This window comes from Qipengyuania rhodophyticola (assembly GCF_042493225.1).
Taxonomy (GTDB): Bacteria; Pseudomonadota; Alphaproteobacteria; order Sphingomonadales; family Sphingomonadaceae; genus Erythrobacter.
In genome coordinates, this window is sequence record NZ_CP170454.1 from 1813061 (window position 1) to 1838522 (window position 25462).

Annotated in this window: 23 protein-coding genes; 8 read left to right on the forward strand and 15 right to left on the reverse strand. The window is 57.7% G+C overall.

Annotated elements, in window-relative coordinates; all coding sequences use genetic code 11:
- The first annotated feature begins 37 nt into the window (after positions 1-37).
- The 3 genes from ACFCXQ_RS08610 to ACFCXQ_RS08620 all read left to right on the forward strand — a co-directional run bounded on the left by ACFCXQ_RS08610 (position 38) and on the right by ACFCXQ_RS08620 (position 3640).
- Positions 38-835 (forward strand): tetratricopeptide repeat protein, encoded by a 798-nt coding sequence (locus ACFCXQ_RS08610; RefSeq protein ID WP_379549714.1) that lies wholly within the window; start codon positions 38-40, stop codon positions 833-835.
- Positions 836-908: 73 nt separating this feature from the next.
- Positions 909-2249: a PQQ-like beta-propeller repeat protein gene (locus ACFCXQ_RS08615; protein WP_379549716.1), complete on the forward strand. Its 1341-nt coding sequence runs from the start codon at positions 909-911 to the stop codon at positions 2247-2249.
- A 20-nt stretch (positions 2250-2269) separates the two neighbouring features.
- Positions 2270-3640: a methyltransferase family protein gene (locus tag ACFCXQ_RS08620; protein ID WP_379549718.1), complete on the forward strand. Its 1371-nt coding sequence runs from the start codon at positions 2270-2272 to the stop codon at positions 3638-3640.
- A gap of 9 nt (positions 3641-3649) precedes the next feature.
- Here the strand turns inward: ACFCXQ_RS08620 and ACFCXQ_RS08625 are convergent, their stop codons facing one another.
- From ACFCXQ_RS08625 to ACFCXQ_RS08640, 4 genes are all read right to left on the reverse strand, one after another.
- Entirely contained in the window at positions 3650-4879 is a 1230-nt protein-coding gene (locus ACFCXQ_RS08625; protein WP_379549720.1) for a cytochrome-c peroxidase, read from the reverse strand.
- A gap of 147 nt (positions 4880-5026) precedes the next feature.
- Positions 5027-5326, reverse strand: coding sequence for a putative quinol monooxygenase (locus ACFCXQ_RS08630; RefSeq protein WP_379549722.1), 300 nt, complete (start codon positions 5324-5326; stop codon positions 5027-5029).
- 15 nt (positions 5327-5341) lie between these two features.
- Complete coding sequence (locus ACFCXQ_RS08635) at positions 5342-6715, reverse strand: glutamate--cysteine ligase (RefSeq protein WP_379549724.1); 1374 nt, start codon at positions 6713-6715, stop codon at positions 5342-5344.
- A gap of 40 nt (positions 6716-6755) precedes the next feature.
- A complete protein-coding gene (locus ACFCXQ_RS08640; protein WP_379549726.1) occupies positions 6756-7541 on the reverse strand; it encodes a 16S rRNA (uracil(1498)-N(3))-methyltransferase in 786 nt (261 codons plus the stop codon).
- Between the two features lie 47 nt (positions 7542-7588).
- Here ACFCXQ_RS08640 and ACFCXQ_RS08645 point away from each other — a divergent pair, with 47 nt between their 5' ends.
- Together ACFCXQ_RS08645 and ubiA are read left to right on the forward strand one after the other, a co-directional pair.
- Positions 7589-7960 (forward strand): hypothetical protein, encoded by a 372-nt coding sequence (locus ACFCXQ_RS08645; RefSeq protein ID WP_379549728.1) that lies wholly within the window; start codon positions 7589-7591, stop codon positions 7958-7960.
- A complete protein-coding gene (ubiA, locus tag ACFCXQ_RS08650; protein ID WP_379549730.1) occupies positions 7957-8871 on the forward strand; it encodes a 4-hydroxybenzoate octaprenyltransferase in 915 nt (304 codons plus the stop codon). Before ACFCXQ_RS08645 ends, ubiA begins: the two co-directional genes overlap by 4 nt.
- A gap of 18 nt (positions 8872-8889) precedes the next feature.
- Here the strand turns inward: ubiA and ACFCXQ_RS08655 are convergent, their stop codons facing one another.
- Complete coding sequence (locus ACFCXQ_RS08655) at positions 8890-10176, reverse strand: metal-dependent hydrolase family protein (RefSeq protein WP_379549732.1); 1287 nt, start codon at positions 10174-10176, stop codon at positions 8890-8892.
- 109 nt (positions 10177-10285) lie between these two features.
- Complete coding sequence (locus ACFCXQ_RS08660; protein ID WP_379549733.1) at positions 10286-10690, reverse strand: VOC family protein; 405 nt, start codon at positions 10688-10690, stop codon at positions 10286-10288.
- A 117-nt stretch (positions 10691-10807) separates the two neighbouring features.
- Here ACFCXQ_RS08660 and soxR point away from each other — a divergent pair, with 117 nt between their 5' ends.
- Positions 10808-11248 (forward strand): redox-sensitive transcriptional activator SoxR, encoded by a 441-nt coding sequence (gene soxR / locus ACFCXQ_RS08665; RefSeq protein ID WP_379549735.1) that lies wholly within the window; start codon positions 10808-10810, stop codon positions 11246-11248.
- Here soxR and ACFCXQ_RS08670 read toward each other — a convergent pair.
- From ACFCXQ_RS08670 to ACFCXQ_RS08685, 4 genes are all read right to left on the reverse strand, one after another.
- Positions 11245-11772 carry a SixA phosphatase family protein gene (locus ACFCXQ_RS08670; RefSeq protein ID WP_379549737.1) on the reverse strand — a complete coding sequence of 176 codons (528 nt, stop codon included), beginning with the start codon at positions 11770-11772 and terminating at the stop codon, positions 11245-11247. The genes soxR and ACFCXQ_RS08670 overlap by 4 nt on opposite strands.
- Positions 11773-11894: 122 nt before the next feature.
- Complete coding sequence (locus tag ACFCXQ_RS08675; RefSeq protein WP_379549739.1) at positions 11895-12815, reverse strand: sterol desaturase family protein; 921 nt, start codon at positions 12813-12815, stop codon at positions 11895-11897.
- 119 nt (positions 12816-12934) lie between these two features.
- Positions 12935-13969 (reverse strand): AraC family transcriptional regulator, encoded by a 1035-nt coding sequence (locus tag ACFCXQ_RS08680; protein WP_379549741.1) that lies wholly within the window; start codon positions 13967-13969, stop codon positions 12935-12937.
- Entirely contained in the window at positions 13966-16623 is a 2658-nt protein-coding gene (locus ACFCXQ_RS08685; RefSeq protein ID WP_379554608.1) for an ATP-dependent DNA helicase, read from the reverse strand. Before ACFCXQ_RS08685 ends, ACFCXQ_RS08680 begins: the two co-directional genes overlap by 4 nt.
- A 242-nt stretch (positions 16624-16865) precedes the next feature.
- Between ACFCXQ_RS08685 and ACFCXQ_RS08690 the strand changes: the two genes are divergently transcribed.
- Positions 16866-18506, forward strand: coding sequence for a lysine--tRNA ligase (locus ACFCXQ_RS08690; RefSeq protein ID WP_379549743.1), 1641 nt, complete (start codon positions 16866-16868; stop codon positions 18504-18506).
- 99 nt (positions 18507-18605) lie between these two features.
- Here ACFCXQ_RS08690 and ACFCXQ_RS08695 read toward each other — a convergent pair whose 3' ends face one another.
- Positions 18606-19274 carry a prolyl hydroxylase family protein gene (locus tag ACFCXQ_RS08695; protein WP_379554610.1) on the reverse strand — a complete coding sequence of 223 codons (669 nt, stop codon included), beginning with the start codon at positions 19272-19274 and terminating at the stop codon, positions 18606-18608.
- A 125-nt stretch (positions 19275-19399) separates the two neighbouring features.
- Positions 19400-20398 carry an RcnB family protein gene (locus ACFCXQ_RS08700; protein WP_379549745.1) on the reverse strand — a complete coding sequence of 333 codons (999 nt, stop codon included), beginning with the start codon at positions 20396-20398 and terminating at the stop codon, positions 19400-19402.
- A 220-nt stretch (positions 20399-20618) separates the two neighbouring features.
- Here ACFCXQ_RS08700 and ACFCXQ_RS08705 point away from each other — a divergent pair, with 220 nt between their 5' ends.
- Positions 20619-21212: a flavin-binding protein gene (locus ACFCXQ_RS08705; RefSeq protein WP_379549747.1), complete on the forward strand. Its 594-nt coding sequence runs from the start codon at positions 20619-20621 to the stop codon at positions 21210-21212.
- Positions 21213-21241: 29 nt separating this feature from the next.
- Here the strand turns inward: ACFCXQ_RS08705 and ACFCXQ_RS08710 are convergent, their stop codons facing one another.
- The 3 genes from ACFCXQ_RS08710 to ettA form a co-directional block, all read right to left on the reverse strand.
- Complete coding sequence (locus ACFCXQ_RS08710; protein ID WP_379549749.1) at positions 21242-22648, reverse strand: GGDEF domain-containing protein; 1407 nt, start codon at positions 22646-22648, stop codon at positions 21242-21244.
- Between the two features lie 70 nt (positions 22649-22718).
- Complete coding sequence (locus ACFCXQ_RS08715; RefSeq protein ID WP_379549751.1) at positions 22719-23168, reverse strand: ribose-phosphate pyrophosphokinase; 450 nt, start codon at positions 23166-23168, stop codon at positions 22719-22721.
- Positions 23169-23706: 538 nt separating this feature from the next.
- Entirely contained in the window at positions 23707-25383 is a 1677-nt protein-coding gene (gene ettA / locus ACFCXQ_RS08720) for an energy-dependent translational throttle protein EttA (RefSeq protein WP_379549753.1), read from the reverse strand.
- Positions 25384-25462: the final 79 nt, after the last annotated feature.

The window sequence follows — 25462 nt, forward strand, 5'->3', positions numbered from 1 at the left end:
CTAATACGGACTATTGTTCAGAGGAATTTTGCCGCCAGTGGCTAAAGAACCCACCATCCCGACCGCCGCCGAACGAGAAGAGGCTGCCGCGCGCCGCAAAGCGGCCGAAGAAGAGGCGCTGCTGCGCGAGGTGGATGAGGCCGTTCGCCAAGGCGATCTGCAGAGTTTCGCTGATAATTACGGGAAGCAAACCGTCGCAGCTATTGTCTTATTGCTCGCGGCATTTGGCGGTTTTTTGTTTTGGCAAAATCAGCAAGACGGCGCCCGCGAAGTAGATAGCGAGACTTTGGTCGGCGCTCTTGATCAAGTGAATGCGGGCAATTTGCAAACTGGCTTTGATCAGCTTGAAACGCTGGCGGGTGAAGACAAGGGCGCTGCATCGGCGAACGCACAAATGCTGCGTGCAGGTATCGCATCGCAAGAGGGGCGCACTGACGAGGCTGTGGCTGCGTTTGCGGAGCTTGCGGACAATGAAAAAGCACCTGCCGAACTGCGCGATTTGGCGCGCATTCGCGAGGTTGCCGCAGGTTTTGACACCATGGACCCTGCTGATGTGGTCGCCAAGCTCAAGCCACTGGCTGCACCGGGTAACCCATTTTTTGGTAGCGCTGGAGAGCTGGTAGCGATGGCCTATCTGGAGCAAGGCAACAACGATGAGGCGGGCGCTTTGTTTGCGCAGATTGCCAAGGAAGAGAGCACGCCCGAAAGCCTGAAATCGCGCGCACGGCAAATGGCCAGTCTGCTCGGCGTTGATGCCATTGAAGATGTTGATGCTCTTTTAGAAGAGCAGGGTGTGACTGAGGGCGATACGCCAGCTGCGCAAGGCGGCGAATAATCGCTAAAGCCATGCAAATTCGCGAAAAATTTGAGGGGTTGAGCCGATGACAGGCCTCGTAAGGAATAACGCAATGACACGAGTGAAACGGGCCGTTTTAGGCGGTGCTTTGCTGCTGAGCCTTGGCGCATGCGCGGGCGGGGGCCTGTTTGGTGGCGGTGACGGCGACAAAGAAACGCCTACTATTGGCAATCGCGAGCCGATCTTGTCGCGCATTGAAAGCGGCGCTCAGGTCGACCCAGCGCTCGCCGGTGTTAGTGTGGTTTTGCCGCCTGCTGCGGCTAATCCAAACTGGGCGCAAGCAGGCGGGACCGCTAGCAAAGCTTATGGGCACCTAGCGCTTGGATCTACGCCGACCCCGGCTTGGACTGCGAATATTGCGGGCGCGACTAATCGCGTTCGCCTTGGCGCTGCGCCAGTTGTGGGCGCGGGCAAGCTCTTCGCTGTCGATAGTGAGGGAACAGTCCACGCGTTTGATGCAGCAACGGGCACAAAGGCTTGGTCGGCCGCCTCTGATGTCGAGCGCGAAATGCGCGATGCGACCTTCGGCGGCGGTGTTAGTTTTGACAATGGCCGCGTCTACGCGACCAATGGCGCGGGCGAAGTACGCGCGCTGGACGCGGAAACCGGCGCAGAGGTTTGGAAGGTCAAGCCAGCTGGCCCACTTCGCGGTTCGCCAACAATCGCCGTTGGCACAGTTTTCGTGATGTCGCAGGATAATCTGATCATCGCGCTTGATGCCAATTCAGGTGATGTCCAGTGGCAGGAATCGGGCTCCTCAACGCAGGCGGGCGTTTTTGGCGTCGCGGCCCCGGCAGTTGGGCAGGGCACTGTCATTGCAGGCTATAGCTCAGGCGAACTTGCCGCATATCGTTATGAAAACGGGCGGACGCTGTGGACAGACGCTCTCTCGCGCACAAGCATTTCGACGCAAGTCGGCTCGCTTACCGACATTGACGCAGACCCGATTATTGATAGCGGCCGCGTTTATGCCCTGGGTCAAGGCGGACGCATGGCAGCATACGAGCTGGTCACGGGACAGCGTATTTGGGAGCTTAACCTGGCGGGCATTTCGACCCCCGCGATTGCTGGTGAGTGGATATTCACGCTGACAGATGACGCTCGGCTGCTCGCAATTGCGCGGTCTACCGGCAAAGTGCGCTGGCTAACGCAGCTCCCTCGCTGGAAGGACGAGAAAGACCGCGAGGGCGAGATCTTCTGGGTCGGGCCAGTACTTGCGGGTAATTCGCTATGGCTCGCCAATTCAGAAGGCGACATGTGGCGAGTGAGCACAGGCGAAGGCTCTGCATCTAGCTTTGCAGATCTGAAACAGCGTGTTTCACTCGCGCCAATCGTGGCGAACAACACATTGTATGTTCTCGATGATAGCGGGCGAATTACTGCTTACCGGTAACCTGTGATAGCTGGCAAAGCATGAGCGCGCCCGCATCACCATCAGCATCCGAGGTAAGGCCCGGTCAGACGCCTACCCGACTGCCGGCGAGCGATGTTTCGTCGATGGTCGGAATATTGGGCCTTGCGGGTCTCTTGAGCTGGATAGCCTTTTGCCGATATTGGCCTGAGATCGCGGGTGCTGTGGGCGTCCCCGGCGTGCATATTCGGCTGTCGGGACCAAAGGCCGCGCTATTTGGCCTCGTCATGTCGGCCTTACCCATGGTCATCTGGTCAGTCTTTGTCGACAAAGTGCATTTGCGCGCCTCAACCGGGCTTGATTGGTCACTTCGCAAGACGCGCAGCCGCGATAGCCAGACTACTCGGACCAAGATAATCGGCCTGTGGGTGACATGGGCGGTCATCGGCGGGCTGTATGTAATGGGCCGCTGGTACTGGCAGGGTGGCTATGGCTTCGCGCTGACCGTCATTGGCTATGCGATCATTCCGGCCGCGCTGCTATCAATCCCTTATGTTCGCTGGATTGATGGTGTGATGGTGAACCCGCGCGACCATAGCTGGCACTTTGGTGCGTTGCTATTGCGGCAAGAGGGTTGGGAGTGGGACGAGGTTAAAAAGCACTGGCGCAGCTGGATTATCAAGGGCTTTTTCACTGCCTTTATGCTCTCGATTGTGCCGGCTGGTTTCGCCTATGTGGTCAACGCTGATCTGCAAACCATCCTCAACAATCCAGCGATTGTCGGCATACTGCTGATCGAACTCCTATTTGTGATCGACGTGCAAATCGGAACTGTCGGCTATGTGCTCACGAACCGCCCGCTTGATGCGCATATCCGGAGCGGGAATCCCTTTTTGGGCGGGTGGGTTGCCGCGATGATCTGCTATCCGCCGCTAGTCTGGGGCATCATCGGCAATGGAATGGTGCTGGGCTATGAAAATCAGACGCGCGATTGGACATATTGGCTGGCCGGCAATGAGATTTTGCTGTGGGGTTGGGCGGCATGGCTGGTGCTGCTAACCGCTATCTATGCCGCCGCGACGGTCGTTTTCGGCATGCGTTTCTCCAACCTGACCTATCGCGGTGTGATTACGCATGGACCGTTCAAATACACGCGGCACCCAGCCTATCTGTCAAAGAACATCTTTTGGTGGTGCTCGGTGATGCCGTTTCTGGTCACCTCAGACTCAATGGCTGACGCGGTGCGCAATGTTTTTGCGCTGCTCTGCGTTAATGCGATCTACTATTGGCGAGCCAAGACTGAGGAGGCGCATCTCCTCGCGGAAGATCCCAAATATCGCGAATATCACGCGTGGATGGAAGAGAACGGGGTTATCACGGCGCCGCTCGATCGATTGGGTAAACGGCTTATGTTATTGTTTTCTCAAACATAGTCTGTAGTCTTAGCGGATAAAGGGATCGCTAAACTTAGTATCGCTTTCCAGCGTTTCATCACTCAGGGCCAGCATGAAATCGACCAGTGCTTGGCGATCATCAGCGCTGAGATTGAGCCGCAGGGGCTGGTTGCCATCGCGCAGTCGGTTGTCCAGCGCTGGCCCGTTTTGAATGCCGCTATCATAGTGCTCGACCACTTGCAGCAGGCTTTCGAACCGGCCATCATGCATAAAGAACTGCGAGCGTCCGACACTCTTGAGCGACGGTGATTTGAAAATCGTCGTCTCACCGGCATCAAGCCCATTGGATCGGCTATTGCCATCAAGAGCGTATGTGGGAGGGCGATGACAGCGAGCGCAGCCAGCGCCGCCATTGTTGAGGTTGCTCATGAAGAGCTCCCGCCCGCGTTGCTCGCTGGCGCTGAAGGCTGGCAAAGCTTCATTGAGCGCACGATTTGGGGCTCCTGGCGCAAAGACCTGAGCATAGGCGCGGTCCCAACGGCTATCAGAACTGATCATCGCTCGCTGGAAATGCGCTAAAGCACGCTCCATCCGGTCCTGCGTGATCGCCTCATCGCCGAATGCAAACCCGAACAATGCCGGGTAGTATTCCAAGCTTTCCATCTTGGTGACAAGAGCAGAAAATCCGCCATTATCCTGCCAACCCATTTCCACTGGATCGAGTATGGGTAGGGTCGCCTGATCTTCGACGCTGGCAGCTCTGCGATCCCAGAACATATCCTCGCCTTCGAAATAGCGTAGATTGGCCAGTCGCATTGCATGCGCGGGCGTCTGCCCACCTGCAAAGCCAGTCGAAAGTCGCTCATCATCATCGAAGCCAACAGATTGTTGATGGCATGAAGCGCAGGATATGGTGTCATTCACACTCAGCGAGGTGTCGTAAAACAACACTCTTCCTAGAGTCGCAATCGCATCGTCAACTGGATCATTATTGGGCGTATTGTCGATCGCAGCTACCGTGTCGTGATAATAGGCGGGCAGTGCAGGGTTGGCGTAATTGTCGAGTTCATCGAGATCGACCTGAAGGAAACGCTGAACGATCTCGTTTGCGGTTTGTGTCGTCACAGGATCCGTTGCAGGTGGGGTGGTGGTCACAGGATTAGCCGTAACTGGACTGTTCGCAGAGTTGCTATCGCCGCCGCCACATGCTGCGAGTGACAGCAGAACCAAAGTCACTACACCAGGTTTACGCATCTGCCTGATGATCGAATTTCGCACGCCACTTCCCCTTCGTCCACTAACGTGTCACGGGAATTGAGCCGGGCAGATTAATTTTGAATTTACAGGAAGGTAGCTGCGACAAAGCGATACAAAGGGTGACAAAAGTGCGGCCGAATTCGCCTGTTGAAGTCAACTTAAGGCACCTTAAATCGGCTCACCCTCATCCGCAGAATATGCCTTCAGATCGCGGCTGATCAAACCAACTTCAGCAATTGCCGCGCGCCAAACCTTCATATGCGGCGTCTCGAAATGCGCAGTCAGTGCCTCCCGATCACGCCATGTTTCGCTCACATGCATCAAGTCTGGATCATTGAGGTCGCGAGCATAGGCATAAGTAACGCAGCCATCTTCTTGGCGTGTTTCGGTCATCATGATCTTGGCCGCTGGCAGGAGCTTGTCAAAACCGCCTTCAGGCAAACGAACAGTTCCTGTAACGAGTATCATAGCGGCATCTCCTGATTAGAAACTATGCTCATAAGCGCGGGTAATGTCGCCATTCCAATCGCCATGATAGAGGTCGAGCAGGCGCTGGGCCGGGACTTTACCACTCGCGACGATCTCATCCAGCGTCTCAAGGAAGCCGGTTTCATTGTCGCCGCTTTGGCCAAGGCGCCCGCGCGCAGCCAGGCCGCCTCGCGCGATGTTCAGTACATCCTTGGCGATATCGCGCAGGGTTCCACCGCCAGGAATAGGCGCATCGAGCGCTAATTTTGGTACCGCATTACGCAGTGCCTCACGCTCTTCCATAGTCCAATCCTTGACCAAATCCCACGCCGCATCGAGCGCGGTTTGATCATAGAGCAAGCCGACCCAAAATGCGGGCAAGGCGCAAATCCGGCTCCACGGGCCGCCATCGGCGCCGCGCATTTCAAGAAAGCTCTTGAGGCGCACTTCGGGAAAGGCGGTCGAGAGATGATCCCACCAATCGGCTTCGCGCGGCTTCTCGCCGGGTAAAGCGGGCAGTTCGCCTTTCAAAAAATCGCGGAAGCTCTGACCCGCCGCATCGATATATTTCCCGTCTCGGAACACGAAATACATTGGCACATCGAGCATATAATCGGTCCAGCGCTCATAGCCAAAGCCATCCTCAAACACGAAGGGCAGCATGCCTGTGCGGTGCGGGTCGGTATCAGACCAAATGTGACTGCGATAGGAGAGATAGCCATTAGGCTTGCCCTCGGTGAAAGGTGAGTTGGCAAACAGCGCGGTGGCCAATGGTTGCAGCGCGAGGCCAACGCGGAACTTCTTCGCCATGTCAGCTTCTGATGAATAGTCCAGATTGACCTGAATGGTGCAAGTGCGCAGCATCATATCGAGGCCCAGATTGCCCACCCGCGGCATGTGGCGCATCATGATTTCATAGCGACCTTTGGGCATTACGGGCAGCTCCGCGCGGGTCTTGTCGGGCCACATGCCTAGCCCCAGAAAGCCTACACCGCAGCGCTCGCCAATGGCCTTTACCTGATCGAGATGACGGCCCGTTTCATTGCAGGTCTGATGCAGGTTTTCGAGCGGGGCGCCTGACAATTCGAGCTGTCCAGCCGGTTCAAGGCTAACCGTTCCCATATCATCCGAGCGCATAGCGATGACGTGGCCGTTTTCCTCAACCGGCTCCCACCCGAACTCGGTTAGCGCCATCAAAAGATCGCGAATGCCGCAATTCTCCACGTAAGACGGCGCTTTGAAACTCTTGGTGCAATAGACCAGCTTTTCATGCTCAGTGCCGATGCGCCAATCCGCTTTGGGCTTCTCGCCAGCCTGCATGGGGGCAACCAATTGGTCGCGGCTCTCGATGATCGGATCGTCTGATCCAGAGGTTTCGCGCGTGCTCATCTGGGTTGCATTAGGCAACGCAATAGCCGCGCGCTAGCCATTATTTTGCGAACTCGCGTTCGTTCCAGTCGCCCGCCTGCGCCATCCATATCGCCATAGCCGCAATTGCCGCTGTTTCACCGCGCAAAATGCGGGGACCGAGCGAAATAGGTTGCGCTTGTGGATGGGCTCGGATGGCGGTGCGCTCGGCATCGTCAAACCCACCTTCGGGACCGATCAAGAGTGCTGCGGGTCCCATGTGCGAGGCGAAAGCACTCGCGGCCGGGGCTGCATTGCGGACCTCATCGGCAAAATACAGTACGCGGTCCTTTGGCCAGTCACGCATGAATGCGTCGAGTTTCTGCGGCTCATGGAGCTCGGGCAGGGCAGTGCGCGCGCATTGTTCCGCTGCCTCAATCGTTATCGTTTTTGCCCGCACCAAATTGAGCTTGTCCGCGACGCAGCGGCGGGTCACAACCGGGCGAATTGCGCGGGCACCCAATTCGCTTGCTTTCTCAAGCACCATATCGAAACGGTCTTTTTTGAGCAGCGCGGGGCACAGCCAAAAGTCCGGCACATCTTCGCGTTCGCGAAGCCTCTCGTGAGCGGTCAAAGTGATACTCCGCTTGGAGATCTCGGTCACCAAGCAAGCCCATTCGCCAGTTAGATTGTCGCATAGGATCACAGTGCCTTGCTCGCTCACGCGCATGACTTTGCCGAGATAATGCGCCTGTGTGCCTTCGATGTGGACATGCGTGCCTAAGCTTAGCTCTTGCTCAACAAACAGGCGCGGCGCACTCTTCGGCGGCCATGCGGGTGTCTTGGGGTTGGCGGGTGGTGAAGACATGATCCGGGCTGTTAGACTAGCGCGCGCAAGCTCGCTAGAGGGGCTTAATGACTGCACGCGTAACGCAATATCTGATCGGAGCGGTTTTTGCCGTGCTCGGAGGGTGGGCCTTGCTGTTCCCCGGTTCAGTGATTGAGCTTGCTATTCGACCAGAATTTCAGAGCGATGATTACCTCGCGACCTTCGCAATGGCTTGCTTCGGGGCGCAGGCGTGTCTGTTTGCGCTGGTCGCGTTCACAGCGCGGTTCACACGGCTGACGTTTCTCGCATATGGTATCGTGCTGCTGCCGTTCTTCGCCTTCAATTACTACTTCTATTTTGTGGTGCCGGTACTGACGGAGATCGGCTTGCTCGACTTTGCTGGCAACACCATCATGATTGCGCTGTGCTGGCATGGATGGCGGGTAGCGGAAGAATGACTGAGCAGATCGTCCCTGACACGCAGCATCGCGGGCTGGTAGCGAGTCTGCCGCAGCTGCCCCGTGATTTGGCGCAGCTCGCGCGGTTTGACCGGCCGATTGGCTGGTGGCTGCTGTTTTGGCCGTGCGTTTGGGGCGTGTGGCTGGCGGGTGCAGGCTGGCAGCTCGCGCTGCTCGGTTGGCTACTCCTCGGTAGCATTGCGATGCGTGGTGCCGGCTGCGTCTATAACGATATTGTCGATGCGAAGCTGGACGCGCGGGTCGCGCGCACTGCATCACGTCCGGTGGCGAGCGGCCGCATATCGAAAAAGCTCGCTTGGGGCTGGCTCATCGCCTTGTGTTTGGTGGGGCTTATGGTGCTTTTGCAGCTTCGCCCGATGGCGCAAATGGTTGCGCTGGGGAGCATAGTGCTCGTTGCTGCATATCCTTTTATGAAGCGGATAACCTGGTGGCCGCAAGCGTGGCTGGGTATGGTCTTTACTTGGGGGCTGCTCGTTGGATGGACGCATTTGCGGCCCGGTGATTGGGCCTATAGTTGGGATGCGCTGGCGGCGATGTATGCAGGCGCGGCGCTCTGGGTGATCGGTTTTGACACCATCTATGCGCTGCAGGACCGCGAGGATGACGCAATGGTGGGGATCCGCTCCTCTGCGCTGCGCATGGGCGGCAAGGTGAAGGCGGGTGTGACGCTGTTCTACGCGGCTGCGATCACGCTATGGGCGCTCGCATTTTGGCTTTATCGCGAAGACTGGCTGGCGCTGCTAGCACTGATACCGGCAGCGGTGCATCTCGCGTGGCAAGTCGCCACGCTGGATCCCGATAATCCGGACAATCCGCTGGAAAGGTTCCGTGCTAACCGGCTGACCGGAGCTTTGGTGGCGGCGGCCTGTTTTGTGGTTGGCAACGCTTAGCTTGGGCGCGGCGCAGGCTTACTTCACCCGTTTGCCGCCTTTGATGACCGCGTCCACATCGGCAAGTTCGCTGACATCGGCCAGTGGATCTCCATCAACGGCGATGAAATCGGCCCATGCGCCAGGCTCAATAGTTCCCACTTCGCCTTCTTGACCTAATGCTTCGGCGGCATTGCTGGTCGCCGCGCGGATTGCGTCAATCGGGCTCATTCCAAGCTCTACCATAACCGCAAATTGCCCGCCGACTTGCTCATGCGGCATCACGCCTGCGTCGCTCGCAAAGACCATGCGCACGCCGGCACGATAGGCCTTGGTAAAATTGTCGCGCTGAGCCTTGGAGACTTGGCGCTCTTTCTCAAGGTTCTCCTCCAGCACGCCGTTCGCCTCGCCCTGGCTGAGCGTGTACTCGGTATTGAAGATATCCATGGAGAAGAAGGTCCCGCGCTCTTTGGCCAGACGAATTCCTTCATCATCAGCAAAGCTCGCATGCTCGATCGTATCGAATCCAGCGAGGATCGCGGCCTTGATCCCTTCTGTGCCATGCGCGTGAGCGGCTGCTTTGAGGCCCCAGAAATGGGCTTCTTCAGCGATTGCCGTCAGTTCCTCCAGGGTGAGTTGCTGAATACCCGGCGCGGTGTTTCGGCTGAATACTCCTCCGGTCGCACAGGCCTTAATGACTTCTGCGCCATATTTGCGCTGCTCACGGACACGTTTGCGCAGTTCGTCCGGGCTGTCACCGACAGCTGGACTGACGGCTCCAAAGCTGGGCGGCAGGAATGTTTCATCGCAATGACCGCCCGTAGCGCCCAGTGCATGCGCCGCGTTGATGATGCGCGGGCCATCAATCCAGCCTTCATCAATTGCCTGATCGAGTCCAACCACATTGTAATGCGAGGCGCCCAAATTGCGCACCGTTGTGAAGCCAACATCTAGCATTTTTTTGGCATTAGCAGCTGCAATGATTGTCCAAAATCGGTCAGTGAAGCGCAATGAGGAATAGCCGCCATATTCAGGCCGACCATCAAGATGGACGTGCATGTCGATAAGTCCGGGCAATACGGTATGCCCGCTAAGGTCGATGACTTCTCTTTTCTCGCCAACCGTCTCGGGAACGATTACCGCATTCGCGTCCACGCTTTGCACCTTGCCATCGACAATCACGATGACAGGGTTTTCGACATATCGTCCGCTTTCGACATCCAGCATGCGGTCGGCCTTCACAATAACAGTTTGTGCCGAGAGCGGGGTTGCGCAGAGGCCGGTCAGCGAGAGGGCAAGGGCGCAAGTGGCCGTGAGTGAGCGCATGTTGGGGTGTCTCCATTTAGCGGTTTTGCCTTCTGTGGCTCAGATTTACCTCGCTTGGCAAGACGGCGCGGCTTTGGAGCAAACATTGGCTCGCGCAGGATTGGCTCGTTCATTGACCTTCTCCTGATGCGCCGCCCGCATAGCTCACAACCTCAAACTCGATACCGTCCCAATCGAAGAAGTAGAAACGTTCGCCCGGATCGTAGTCATCGTGTCCAAAGGGCTTGAGGCCGTGCTGAGCGACCACCTTCTCCGCTGCGCTAAGATCATCAACGAGCAGACCCACATGATTGAGAGGCTGCCCCTTGTCATATTTACCTTTGACGTGATCGCCGGTGTAGAGCGCGAGATAAGTCGCGCCATTCTCAGGATCGCCAACATGCAGGCTCCAGCCATATTTCTGGCTAGGGCCGCGCCAGCGCTCTTCCCAACTCAGCAATTCCTTGAATAATCTGGCAATGCGATCGGGGTCCGTGACCGATAGATTGGCGTGTTCGATTTGACCTTTTGGCATTCGTGTTCTCCTGTCATGTGCCACATCGTTTTGATGTGGCGGCGAATCAGTCGAACACATGTATGCAACCTCAAGCTAACTTGAGATCAAGCAGTATTTTCTCTAAAGGTGCGAATCATGAAAGCCGATGACCTTCTGCCGATTGGAGAGCTGGCCCGTCGCACTGGGCTTAGCGTCTCAGCCATCCGTTTCTATGAAGAGAAGGGACTGGTGGAAGCCTGGCGAACCGAGGGCAATCAGCGCCGCTTCCCGCGTTCCGACATTCGCCGGCTGAGCTTTATCTTGATCTCGCAGCAATTGGGGCTGTCATTGGGCGAGATTGAGGAAGCGCTTTCCAGCCTGCCTGAAAACCGTACGCCCAATGCGCGCGACTGGGCAAAAATTAGCAAGATGATCCGGAATGAGCTGGACGGTCAGATCGCTCAGCTAGAGCGGATGCGCGACAATTTGGACGGCTGTATTGGCTGCGGTTGCCTGAGCCTTAAGAAGTGCGCGCTTTATAACCCGATGGATGAAGCAGCGGATGAAGGGCCGGGGCCGCGGATTCTGCAGGCCTAGTATTCTGGACCGAGCCCGCTATCCAGATCGCGAGGTCGCTTGAAATGCGTTAAGGTGGCAGTTCCGGTTCTTAGCTCAGCCCAACTATCGATCTCCAGATCAAAAACGGCATAGGCTGCGGTCGGAAACTTTACCCGTGCCTCGTCAAATGCATCGTTTTCATTGAGTGGCGCGACCATCTCCAGCACCATGTCACCAAGGCCCGGATTGTGCCCCACGATCAGCACGGCCTCCGCCCCATCGTCGCATTCGCGCAGTACATCGAGAATGGTGTCAGTGGAGGCGAGATACAGCCGCTTGTCCCATTCAACCTCAAGTTCCGGCAAACCGTTCTCTAGGGTGCGCTTCACACGCTCCGCCGGGCTGGCAATGACCTTGTCCCATTTGACGCCATGCTTGCGGATATGATCACCGATTACTTTAGAGCCGCGCCGCCCACGATCATTGAGCCCACGATCAAAGTCACGCTTGTCACTCTCACCCCAATCGGATTTGGCGTGGCGCAAGAGTCCAAGTCGCTTCATACATTCCCTTAAGTTGTTTACCCAATGAAATGGGGTGCCGAACGCCATCTGTCCAGCACCCCTTTTTGTGCGTCCTTGTTGCAGCGTCAAGACATGACGCGGTCGTTAGTTGTGGCCAGTAATCAGGTGAGACCACTCTCAGCTGCGACAATCCAACCAGGTAAGACAACGCTCGCTGCGAACAGGGCCATGGCAAACACTGCGAATTTCTCCGCGAGCTTTGGCTTAATCCGGAACGGCTTGGCCACTGCGCGAAACCGCGCTTTGTACTCAGGATGCTCAGTGCCCATCCAGCGGTCCCAGAAGGTGAAGTAGAAGCCGTAATTATATTTGCCTTCTGTATGGTGCAGATCGTGATGGGTCGTGGTGCTGATCCAGTCGAGCCATGGTGTGTCGACCCAGCCTTTGGGGAATAATTCGACACCAGCATGTGCCATCACATTGCGGATAATCATGTGCCACAGAAAGAGGAACACCGCGAAGCCTGCATAGGCATAGCCCAGCATGCTGGTCGCGAGCAGAAAGAGCGGCATGAATGCAGCCTCGGTGAAGGCTTCCCACCATGCGAAGCTATATGCGGTCCACGGCGTTGGCGTGCGGGATTTATGATGATGTAGGTGGGTCGCTCGGAAGAGCCGCTTGTGATGAAGCGCGCGGTGCATCCAATAAAAGTACGCATCATGCGCCACCACAATCACTACAAACTGAAATGCGACCAGAGCGAGCGGCGCCGCCTCCAGTTTCAATTCGATGATCCCGTATTCGCGCAGCAACAATGTGCTGATCGTGGTCAGTCCGAAGATTATCACCGTTCTGATCGAGGATAGGACTTCGCGGATGTAGTCACTGCGCGTCGCGTGACGCGGCTGGATACGGCGATTGTCAGCCCACCGTTTGAACACAAACAATAGAACGGTCAGCACGCCTGCTGCGATGACATAACGACTGAGGTCAAAATAGAGCGCATTCATCATATGCTCGCCAATCTTTTCGAGCAGTGTGGTCTCTGTCGTCAGAGCATTTGTGGCTGCGTTGGTATTCATGATGCGGGCTCCTCAAGGGATTGTTTGTCAGTCCTTGAGTGTCCTTCTGGCAGCTCGTCTTGCGTTCTTCTCTTCACTTGCGAAAAAAGCCGATCATTTGCGCAATTGCACGGCATTTTTCAGTTTTGACCAATCGCCGACTTGCGAAAATCCGTTGGAGTTACAGAGGTTTCACTGCGAAACGCGCGGTTGAATGTGGGCAGGGAGTTATATCCCAAATCCATTGCAATTGTCAGGACGGGTAGGTCAACTTTGTCGGGATTTGCCAAAATCGCCTTAGCTTCCGTGATCCTATGGCGGTTTAGGAAGGCGGCGAAGTTGCGATAGCCAAGCCGCTGATTGATGAGCGCGCGCAGCCGGTGCTCCGGGGTTTCTAGATGCTCAGCGAGGCCAGAGATAGAAAGCCCGGGGGTGCGATAATACCCGCCCTCCATGGCTGCGGTAAGCTTCTGATGCAGGACTGTCTCTGACGGTGAGAGGCCGGTCGGCGCAGGCGTGTTTTCAGGCGCATCATCGGCCGTTTCGACCAGCAGCACCGTTTCTGTGCGCAGCAGAGCAATACCCGCAAACAGGGTGAGGACCAAGATGAGTACGGCATTTGTGAGCTGTACTGCTGGGTAAGGGATGGCTCGTCCCACAATCAGTTCAAAGATCAATATTCCGGCCGCCAAAGCCGCCACCATCAGTGGCAAAATCAAACGGATCGCGCGGCGTTTCTCGATCAAATCATCGGCACGATCTCGCCATGCTACGCGCACCAGATCTGCGAGTAGAATGAGTGATACGATATGAATCACATTGTATGGAATCATCATCAGCGTGGTGATGAAATTACCAGTGAACCAGGCGGCGGTAAGCACGGCTGCAGATCCGGCAATCGCCCAGAACGGCGGCTCACGCTCAAACAGGCGCCTGGCGAAAATCCAGGCCCAGAACGGCGTCAGCAGCGACAATAAGTCAATCCACGGATCGTATCCCGTCTCTGGCGCACCTAGCGGTGTCTCGTTAAGTAGATATGCGATTGCACCGAGAATCAGCCCGATCAGAGCGACCTTCATTTCGTGGCGCGCTTCACCGGTGGAAATCGCAGCCATCAGCAACAATCCCGCGCCTACCCCCATCCAGCGGATATGTATATCGAGTACTTCGATCATTGCTGCACTTGTGCCGTATTGTCCTCGAATTCGCCAGATGCGTTGGCAGATTGTCCGATACCTTCTGCGACGCGGGCCAGCGCCTCATCAAGCGTTAGACGGTGGACGGGTGTGCCGTCGGGAAAGGCCGACAACAACCTGCTGGGGAAGGCGGAGGACAGCACCACGAAATGCCCCGCATCCTCACGTGTGCGGATCAAACGACCAAACCCTTGGGCGAGGCGCGCGCGAATGATCCGGTCATCATGCAGACTAGCGCCGCCCGGCTCATCAGCGGCGGCGGCGCGGCGTGCACGGTGAAGGATCGTTGGGCGCGGCCACGGCACGCTTTCCATAACCACACAGCGCAAGCTACGCCCCGGCACATCAACCCCGTCGCGCAAAGCATCTGTCCCAAGCAGGCTCGCGCGTGGATCATCGCGAAAAATATCGGTCAGCGTGCCGGTATCAATTGGGTCGACATGCTGGGCGTAGAGCGGCAGGCCTGCTCTAGCGAGCCGGTCTGCAATGCGGCCATGCACCGCGCGCATCCGGCGGATTGCGGTAAACAGGCCGAGTAGCCCGCCATCAGTTGCCTCAATGAGCCGCGCATAAGCGCCAGCAAGCGCAGGGATATCTCCGCGCTTGATGTCGGTGACGATCAACACTTCGGCGCGGTTTGCATAGTCGAATGGGCTTTCGGCAAAGGCGGTTTGCGGGTTAAGCTCGATATGCGGCGCGCCGCTTTTTGTAATCGCGCTCTCCCAATCCGCACCGCCCTCATCCTTGTCAGTCAGGGTCGCGCTGGTGAGCATGACGCCATGCGAGGGTTCAAGCACAACATGCGCAAACGGCTTCATCGGGTCGAGCCAATGCCGGTGAATGCCAATGTCGAACTCACGCGCGTCATTGCGATCAACCGCCAGCCAATCGACAAAGTCAGGGTCCGCCGGGCCGCCCAGCCGCGCCAGCACCGCCTCCCATGCGCCAAGCAGGTCAATCCGCCAGCTTAGCGAGTGCCGCGCGCCTTCAATTCGCGCACGGCCTTGCCCATCGAGCCAGTCGGGCGCATCCTCCAGCACGCCTTCCAATCGCGCGCCAAGCTTCATCAGTGGTTGGCGGATCGCGGCGAGCGCTGCGCCAGCTTCTGCGGCAGCCTCAACCAATTCGCCGGGCAGCTGCGCGGCCTCTGTTTCAATGCCATAGCCTTGATCCTGCGCGCCGCTTTCATCGCGGGCATACGTTGCGGTGCGGACCTGCGCGAGCAGCGTTTCTAGAGGGCCATCGGGCTGACCCTCGGCAAGCCGGCCGATCCAGCCATCCGAGGGTAGGGCGTGCGCAGCCTTCACTGCGGCTTCTACTGCTTCGCCGCCATCATCGTCATAGCTCGCCACGTCAGCGAGCCTTGCGGCGAGGCCCCGGCGACGCCCGCGACTGTTGCGTTCCGGGCCGATGATCCAGCGGCGCAGCTCTATCGTTTCCTGACCCGTCAGCGCGGCGGCAAAGGTCGAATCCGCTGCATCGAACACGTGATGTCCCTCATCAAAGACGATGCGGGTAGGGCGCTGAGCATGGTCGCGGCCGCGTGCGGCGTTGACCATCACGAGCGCATGATTGGCGATAACCAGATCCGCCTGGGCGCTGGCCCGCGCGCTGCGCTCTATAAAGCACTTCTTATAATGCGGGCAGCCAGCATAGACGCATTCGCCGCGCTGATCGGTCAGCGCCGCGATGCCGCGTTTGCGGAACAGTGTGCCGAGCCACCCGGGCAAATCGCCGCCAATCATATCGCCATCGCGCGAGTAGGCCGCCCACCGCGCCACAAGCTGCGCAAGGATGGCGGGGCGACCGTTAAATCCGCCTTGAAGCGCATCCTCCAGATTAAGCAGACAGAGGTAGTTCTCCCGCCCTTTACGGACCACAACCGGGCGCGAACCGTCCGCGCGCTTATCGGCCCATGCGCGCGAACTTTCCTGCCGCAATTGGCGCTGAAGGTTCTTGGTATATGTGCTGACCCAGACGGTGCCGCCCGATTGCTCCGCCCAAAGCGCGGCCGGTGCGAGATAGCCGAGCGTTTTACCAACACCTGTGCCCGCTTGCGCTAGCAGGACATGCGGGCGTTTCTCGCGGTCGCGCGGTGCAAAGACGCCGCCAGCTGCCTTGGCGTAAGCGCGTTGTCCTTCCCGGCGTTCAGCATCTAAACCGGTTAGCCGGTCAAGCGTGGTCTCGATCGCATCGGGGGCCAGCGTGATTTGCGCGGGCTGCGGGCGCTCAGGTGTCTCTTCCCATTCAGGTAGGCGGCTGAACAGCCATTTTTCTGCGCGTTCTGGCTTATTGATATGAGCGGCCAGTACGCCCGCCCATGGCCAGCGCAATTTGGCGAGCGATTGCAGTGCGCTCCACGCTCCTTCGCGCTCTGGCCAATCTGGGCTTTGACACATTGCGATGAGCGCCGCACCTGCTCTTTGCAGCATGGCAGGGACCGCATCATCGCTGTCCGGTTCGTCTAAGCTCAGAGCCTCTGCCAAGCCCTTTGCGGTCGGCACACAGAACCGCGCGGGGTGCACAAAGGCGAAGAGCTCCAGCAGGTCAAGCCCGGATAAATCCGGATAACCCAGCCGGTTCGCAACCAGCGGCGCATTGAGGATTAGCAGCGGCGTGTCAGCGGCCGCCATCACCGCCTCACCTTTGGAAACACCGCGTGTTCCCGCACCATCCGCTTGCGACCCATCGCGCAACCACGTGCCTGCATGGCTGGCATGGAGCGCCGGGAGGGAGAGCAGGTCGACCACGAATGAGCGTTAGAACGAATGCGGAACGCGGTGCAAGCACCTTTGGTGATCAATCCGCATGTTCGATCGAGCAGAGGTCGCTTCGCACTTGCAACACGGCGCGCCTTGGGCGACAGGCTAGACCCATGAGTATGCAAGAACTGATGGACGCCGCCCGAGATTCCAAAGCCTGGCCTTTTCAGGAGGCGCAGCGGCTGCTGAAACGCTATCCAAGCGGCGCGAAACCCGATGGCTCGCCGATCCTGTTTGAAACGGGCTATGGCCCGTCAGGGCTGCCGCATATCGGCACATTCCAAGAGGTGCTGCGCACCACGTTTGTGCGGCGCGCGTTTGAGGCGCTGATTGGCGCTCGGCCAGAAGATGGCAAGACACGGCTGGTTGCATTCTCTGATGATATGGACGGTTTCCGCAAGGTGCCAAGTAACCTTCCCAATCAAGAGCTTCTGACCGCCAACCTTAATAAGCCGCTGAGCCGCATTCCCGATCCGTTTGAGAAATATGAGAGCTTTGCTGCGCACAATAACGCGATGCTGCGCGAGTTTTTGGATCGCTTTGGGTTTGAGTATGAGTTTATCGCTGCGAGTGACCGGTATAATTCAGGCGCATTCGACGATGCGCTAAAGAATGTGCTGCGGCAAAATCAAGCGATCCTCGACATCATGCTGCCAACGTTGCGGGCGGAGCGCGCCGCGACCTATTCGCCGATTATGCCGATCAGCCCGAGCACGGGGCATGTGCTGCAAGTACCGGTCGAAGTCGTCGATGCCGACGCTGGTACAATCCGCTTTACTGATGAGGACGGCACCGAAATCGAGCAGAGCGCGCTTGGCGGCATGGCCAAGCTGCAATGGAAAGTCGATTTCGCCATGCGCTGGGTCGCGCTGGGCGTTGACTATGAGATGTACGGCAAGGATCTCACCGATACCGGCGTGCAGTCAGGCAAGATTGCCAAAGTGCTGGGTGGTCGCAAGCCGGAAGGGCTCATTTACGAGCTGTTCCTTGATGCCAATGGAGAGAAGATTTCCAAGTCGAAAGGCAATGGCCTGACGATTGAAGAATGGCTGACCTATGGCAGCGAGGAGAGCCTTGGTTTCTACATCTTCCCCAACCCCAAAAGTGCAAAGCAGCTGCATGTTGGCGTGATCCCGCGCGCGGTGGATGACTATTGGCAATTCCGTGAGCGTCTGTCCGAGCAACCGCTCGACAAGCAGCTGGGTAATCCAGCGTGGCATTTGCTGCGCGCCAATGGCGGGTGGCCAGAGGGAGAGAATGCTGAGGAAGCACCGGGTGCGGGCGATACTCTGCCTGTGACCTTTGGCCTTCTGCTCAACCTCGCGAGTGTGCTCGGCGCAGAAGCGACTGAGGCTAACCTTGCCGAATATCTCGACAGCTATCTCGATGATGTGAAGCGCGGACCTGATCTTGATCGGTTGATTTCAGCAGCAGTAGCTTACACGCGCGATTACATCGTGCCGACGCTCAACAAGCGCGCGCCGGAAGCCAATGAGGCGGCGGCGCTAAGCAAGCTGGATGATGCACTTGCGGGGATGGCTGCTGATGCACCCGCTGAGGATATTCAGACCGTGGTTTACGAGATCGGCAAGGATGAGACCTTCGGATTTGAAAACCTGCGCGACTGGTTCAAGGCGCTGTATCAGACGTTGCTCGGGAGCGATCAGGGCCCGCGCATGGGCAGCTTTATCGCGCTCTATGGTGTGGAGAACAGCCGCAAGCTGATTGCCGAGGCTTTGGCTCGAAATTCTTGATTTCCGACTGTGCCACACGCTCCCTCCACCCCTCCGCCCGGATAGCGTCCCGGCAGAGTCTGGGTGGAAAGCGAGGGTGCCTAGGCCGTAAGCAAAAAACTACTTCCAACCTCTGGTCCGATACCATTTGGTGAAGACGTATTTCACGCCTTTCACTACGGGCGTTCCCGCGTGCATTGTGTCAATGTTAGGTGTGCCATCGGGCTTGGCATTGTTCCACACCAGCAGCACGCCAGGCTTGGGCTCAATCAGTGAGCCAACCTCAGTAAAATGCGTGTGCCCGCCTTCCTCAACTTCATTGAGGAAAGCCATCGCGGTCCAGCACCGTTGCCCGCCGCGTTTACGCTCTGCCTCCCAATAGGGTTGATCGACATAGAACCAGTCATTGTGCGGCTTGAATTCCTGTCCGGGCAGATAGCGCTGGCCCTGAATGGTTTCGCCGGTCTTTGGGTTCAGGCCAAGCAGGTCATCAATACGCCGTGAGAGCGATAGAATGAAGGGATCATCGGGTTGAAAATTGCCCGAATAGGAGGTGCGAAACCCCTCTTGATAGGCTTGCTCATGCAATGTGCTCGGCGTTGCCACCGCGTCGATCATTGCCATCAGGCGCACGCATTCCTCCGGCGAGAGGAAATCGCCAATCGCGAAAATCTCGGCCTTTTCAGTCGGCACTTTGTAAATGCTCGGGTCGCCTTCGAGGCGTGCCCGCACTGATGCACCAATCCGCTTGAGTGCGTCTTTGTCAGGAATAACTTCAGTCTTTGCCATCTGGCGAGTGTTACCAGCGCGGCCGTACACATCAAGATGGCGGTTCACTGCTCACCGCATGAAAAACCCCCGCCAACCAATGTGGAAGGCGGGGGCTTTGCGGTGTTTGCGATCTTGCGAGTGGCTTACCAGAAGAAGTCGTGAATGACGTCAACCACTTCGCCGCTATAGGTGTCGACCAGCAGGACATCGTCATAGTAGCGCACCCAGCGATAGGGGCCATAGACATCCGGCAGGCGGTAGCGCCACGGATCGTTGATGTAATACCGCGATGAGAAGAACAGGCTGTCGAGGTAGAAACCTACATTCAAACGGCGATAGCGATATCCGCGATAAGGCGAATAATACCGGCCGAGGCGGAAGATGCTGCGGTTGTTAAACCGGTGGCGGTTCCAATTGTAGCGGCTGTTACCGCGCCATGCCCGCCGGTTCCACTTGCGGTGATTGCCATAGCGGTGTCCGCCACGATATTTCCGGTCGTTGCGATATCCTCTGCGGCTGTCGCGATAGCCGTCACGGCGACCGTCACGGTAAGCGCGGCGGTTGTCACGGTAATCCCGGCGACGATCCGCCCGGCGTTCCTGCCTTACACCATCGCGGCGGCCATCACGGTAGCTCCGGCGATCAGCTCTGCGATCTTGGCGGAACTCCCGGCGATCTGCGCGACGCTCTTGACGACGGTCGGCACGGCGTTCCTGAAAGCGTGGGTTGTATTCTGCGCGGTTACGTGTTGCGCGCGTGCTGCGATCACCACGACCGCGACGGGATTGCTCACGGCGGTTCTCCGCCCTTACCCGCTCACGCCCTTGGCGCTGCTGAGCGCGTTGCGCATCGCCGCGACGCTGTTGGCGTGCTTGCTGGCGTTGTCCGCGATTCTCGCTGCGTGCCTCGCGGCGCTGGCCGCGGTTGTCGCTGCGTGTTGCGCGTCGCTCGCTGCGGCGCTGACTGCGGCGTTCCTGCCGCGCACCGATGCGTTCCGATTGGGCGCCTAGGCGGTTTTCGCGCGGTTCAAGGCGCTGCTGTTCGGCCACCGCCGCCTCTGCCTCTTCTGGCATAACCGTGAAGGCCAAGGCGACTGCCAAGGCGCTTAGCGCGCTTCCTTTCAAGAATTCTGCAAGTGTCATGGAGCGTTCCTCCTTAAGTGTGAAAGCCGCTCCACCACCTGCGGCACCGAACGCATCTCGCGTCGATGAAATGGTATATAGAGGCGATGGCCTGACACCAAACTGAACAATGGGTTAAGGCTCCCGTTCATATTCGGAGATCTTTTTCTGAATACTTATATGGCGCCAATTCAGCGCTAAGAGACTTGACTTCATGGGCGCCATCGCGCGTTGAGTGCAAATGCTTGATCGATTTGATAACATATTGAAGGATGCGTCTCAGCGCCTGTCTAAAGCTGCGAAAGATCGCAAATTGCCAATGCAGTCGCCGGTGGTGGCGACTGCAGATGCGGATGCGCGCATTATGGTGCTGCGCAGTTTTGACCCAGAGAACTGGACGCTGCGCTTCCACACAGATCTGCGCGCGCCCAAATGCGGTGTTATCGGCCCTAAGGATAATGGCGGTTCGCCCATCGGCGTGCTGTTTTACGATAAGCCGGAAAAAATACAGATCCGTACGCGCGGAGTGGGGTGGATTGAGACAGACACCGCATTGGCCGAGCAAGCTTGGCAAGAAAGCACTAATTTTGCGCGGCGGTGTTATCTGGGTGATGGACCAGGCGCTGTGTCTGAGACGCCTACGTCTGGTCTGCCGAAGACAATGGAAGGGGTCGAGCCTTCCGAGGATCAAATACTCCCCGCAAGAGAAAACTTCGCAATTCTAGTGGTCGAGATACGTGAGTTGGACTGGTTCTCGCTCGCGCATACGGGGCATCGCCGCGCTCAGTTTACTGGCGGCGCTGGGGTCTGGCAGGGCCGCTGGGTTACGCCTTAGCGCTCTCCTAGCAATTCCACATGCTTGGTTTATGCGGCCTGCCGTGTCCGGTTGCGACCATCACTCTTTGCTTCGTAAAGCGCTTGGTCTGCTGCGCTGAGCAGCGACTTCTCGTCCTGACCCATACTGCGCCCTGCAACACCAATGCTCAGGGTTATCTGGTCGAGCCCCATGCCCTTCCAATCGTAACCGTGAACTGTGCCTTGGAACCGTTCTGCGATTGTGATTGTGCTCGCTGCGTTCTTGTTGGGCAGAACCATCAGAAACTCTTCGCCGCCAATACGGCCGAAACACCCGCGCTCTCCCGCCAATTGATCGCCGATGGCTGCAATGGTCATAAGAGCCTTGTCACCCGCCGCGTGGCCGAAACTATCATTGATTGCTTTGAAATGATCAACGTCGATCATCATGATGGTCAGCGGCGAACCGTGCTTCCTCGCCTCGGTCAGCAGCTTGGTCAGATCGCCCATCACTTTGCCGCGATTGGCAATTCCGGTGAGCGCGTCTGTCTCAGCAAGACGGCGAGCCTCGATGGCGCGATCTTCCGCAAGATTTCTTGCCGCATCAAGTGCAAGCACGTTGGCGTCGTGGCGCTCCAATAATGAGGCAATCGGCAAGGTCGAAAGCAGCAGGCCAAGCAGATAGACTTGGAGCAGCATCGTACTGGTAATCGTGGTTTCGCTGGCGTTCATCACGCCAAAGCCAGCGGCCGAATGAAACGAGCCTGTGGCCGCTATAGTGAGAAGGCCAAGGGCAGAGCCCGTGAGCCCCAAGCGATATGTAGAATAGCCAAGCGCGGCCATGGGGAGCCACAGGAGCGGCACGTCGCTTTGCCAAAATGCCACCGAGCTCAGTGCAGCTATCGCAACAAAATGCGGCAAGATTGCTGCCTTTTCCGCTGGTTGGAGCCTTGACCAGTCCTTGGCGATGAAGAGAATTGGCGGCGCGATGGTCGCCATTCCGAAGAACACCGTTGTGGCCCACGAAATGATGAACTCCGCCGAGACCAGCCCGGAAAGAAGCGCGGCGACAGAGGCCGATACAATTGCCGCGGCGACTGCGGTGAGTGCGCCGATAGTCAAATTATAAGGCGATGCGATGCTCTTGTCAGGTTTGCTGAAGCGTCCGATTAAATGGTGGGCGACGCTCGCTTCGACCAGGTTCGCAACACTAAAGGCGGTTGCCAGCCAAAGGGTTGACCCGATCGATAGGTTTGCCGCCATGCTGGCAACAAAAACGCTAGCGTAAAGCGTGAAGTGAGCGCGCTTGTCGAGCAAAAGCAGACCGGCAAGCATGATCCCGCTGGCGGGCCAGATTGCGGCGATGCCCGATGCGCCTTGCGTGAGATGTAGCGCGGCCGCCGCCGCTGCAAAATACACAGCAGCGAGCAGAATCGCGTTCACATGCGATAGTATTTTGGATGGTGCGCCCGACATTTCGTGGGCGTAGTCTTAAGATACTTAAGCGCCGGTAAACCCTTTGTAAAATCGTGATTCCGAGAGGCGATTAGGTGCTGCCTGGCGGCTTGGCTTTCTTCCAGAAATCGAATGCTTCGTGCTGGATCCGCTCCACAAACTCGGCGGCGGGTATGCCTTCCCATTGGCCCTTATAGCCATGCCGCTGCGCGACGCCGACCCACCAGCCTTGTCCGGGTAGCCGGTCGCTTTCGCGTACGACCAGCACGGCGAGTTCTGGCTCGCCCGCTGCGGCTCCGTCTGCGTCAATGGCGTCGAGCGTTTTGCACAGCGCGCGCATCTTGGGCCGGGTGAACCGGTGGCCGAGCATGCCCAGCAATTCGGAGTAAGAGACCGCGCGTTCGTCTTTCGCGGCGGCGATCAGCAGTTCGCGCACGCTAGCGGTGTCGGCGATGTCGCCGGGTGATGTGGGCTCAACAATCCCCTCAGCCTCAAGCCATTCGGAAACAGTGCGGTCGAAGGAGGGGGAGGTGTTTGTCATCCAGTGGGCCTACCAAACATTGTCTTTACCGCGAAGACCAGCCTTATCTTTCCTTCGTCATTCCCGCGCAGGCGGGATTTTCGGGCTTTCTTATCAACAGCGCACTGCGCTCAATGTTGCCATTTTGTTTTAAGGTCTCTAATTCATAGGTCCGGCCTGAGTTGGAGCGTCGGTCAAACGCCCACCAACCCTGACCGAGATCGGCGTGCGGCCTCCCCGAACGACCAAGTCACCTCTAGGGGTAGCCTCGTTTGGACCCGCAAGACAAAGCGTCAGACCGAAGCATACGCGTGTGTGAAAGTCAGCCCGGAAGCCACTGACGGGGGTCAATCCGAAACGTGGCCGCGAATTCCGTCAACCTTTCAGGTCGGCGGCGCGCCGCGACCTGGGAGATCGGTCATGCCGAAATTCCAAGTTGAGGTAAAAGTCGAAACAAAAATGGACTTTGCTGCCATCATCAGGTGGATCAGCGTTGCTATTTTTCTATTGGCTTGAAAAAAGAGGGCGGGGAAACCCGCCCTCGATTTTCTTGAGGTAACTACCGTGTCAATTTCTTATACGCCAACCGTGTAGGCCGATCCGCTGCATCGCCAAGCCTACGCCGTTTATCTTCCTCGTAGGCCTCGAAATTGCCCTCGAACCATTCGACATGTGAGTTGCCCTCAAATGCGAGGATATGTGTCGCGAGCCGGTCCAGGAAGAAGCGGTCGTGCGAGATCACCACGGCGCAGCCCGCGAAATTCTCAATCGCATCTTCCAGTGCGCGTAGCGTTTCCACATCGAGGTCGTTGGTCGGCTCGTCGAGCAGCAGCACATTGCCGCCTTGCTTAAGCATTTTGGCCATATGCACGCGGTTGCGCTCACCGCCCGACAGCTTGCCGACATTCTTCTGCTGGTCGCTGCCCTTGAAGTTGAACGCGCCCACGTAAGCTCGCGTCGACATATCGTGGCCATTGACCTGCATGTAATCGAGCCCGTCGGAGATTTCCTCCCACACATTGTTGCTCGCGGTCAGGTCGTCGCGGCTTTGATCGACATAGCCCAGATGCACTGTGTCACCGATGCTGATCGAGCCGCTATCGGGCTCTTCCTGACCCGTAATGATTTTGAACAGCGTCGATTTGCCCGCGCCGTTCGGCCCGATGATGCCGACAATTCCGCCCGGTGGCAGTGTGAAATCGAGGTTTTCAAACAGCAGCTTGTCGCCAAACGCTTTGGTTAGGCCCTTGGCCTCGATCACCTTAGCGCCAAGGCGTTCAGGCACTTGAATAACGATCTGCGCTTTGCCCGGCTTGCGGTCATTCTGCGCGTCTTGCAGCTGCTCAAACTTACGCAGGCGCGCCTTAGATTTGGTCTGACGGCCCTTGGGGTTCTGACGGATCCAGTCGAGTTCTTCTGAAAGCGCTTTCTGGCGGCCTGATTCCTCACGGTCTTCCTGCGCGAGGCGCTTGGCTTTTTTGTCGAGGTAAGTCGAATAATTGCCTTCGTAAGGATAGTATGACCCGCGATCGAGCTCAAGAATCCACTCCACCACATTGTCGAGGAAGTAGCGATCGTGCGTAATCATCAGCACGGCACCCGCGTATTCTTTAAGGTGGTTTTCCAGCCAATTGACCGACTCTGCATCCAAGTGGTTGGTTGGCTCGTCCAGCAGCAGGATCGATGGCTTTTGGATCAGCAGGCGAGTGAGGGCAACGCGGCGCTTCTCACCGCCGGACAGGCTTTCCACGCCCATGTCAGAAGGAGGGCAGCGTAGCGCCTCCATCGCGATCTCCAGCTGATTGTCGAGCGTCCAGCCGTCGACCGCATCAATCTCTTCCTGCAGCGTGCCCATCTCCGTCATCAGATCGTCGAAGTCATCGCGATCCGGATCACCCATCAGGCCCGTGATCTCGTTGAACCGATCAACTTTGTCGGCAACTTCGCGCGCGCCATCCTTGACGTTTTCGAGCACGGTCTTGCTCTCATCAAGCTGTGGTTCCTGCGGCAGATAGCCGACCGTAATGTTCTCACCCGGCCATGCTTCGCCGGTGATATCGGTGTCGATGCCCGCCATGATCTTGATCAGCGTCGACTTGCCTGCACCATTGGGGCCAACAATGCCGATCTTTGCGCCTTGGTAGAATTGCAGATTGATGTTGCTGAGCACCGGCTTTGGCGCACCGGGGAAAGTCTTGGTCATGTTCTTCATGACATATGCATATTGCGCGGCCATCGGGCAGTTCCTTCGGAATCGTCTAAAAGTGTCTTGGAGTTGCCCGGCAAATAGGCGCGCTGAGCGCCCGGGGCAAGCC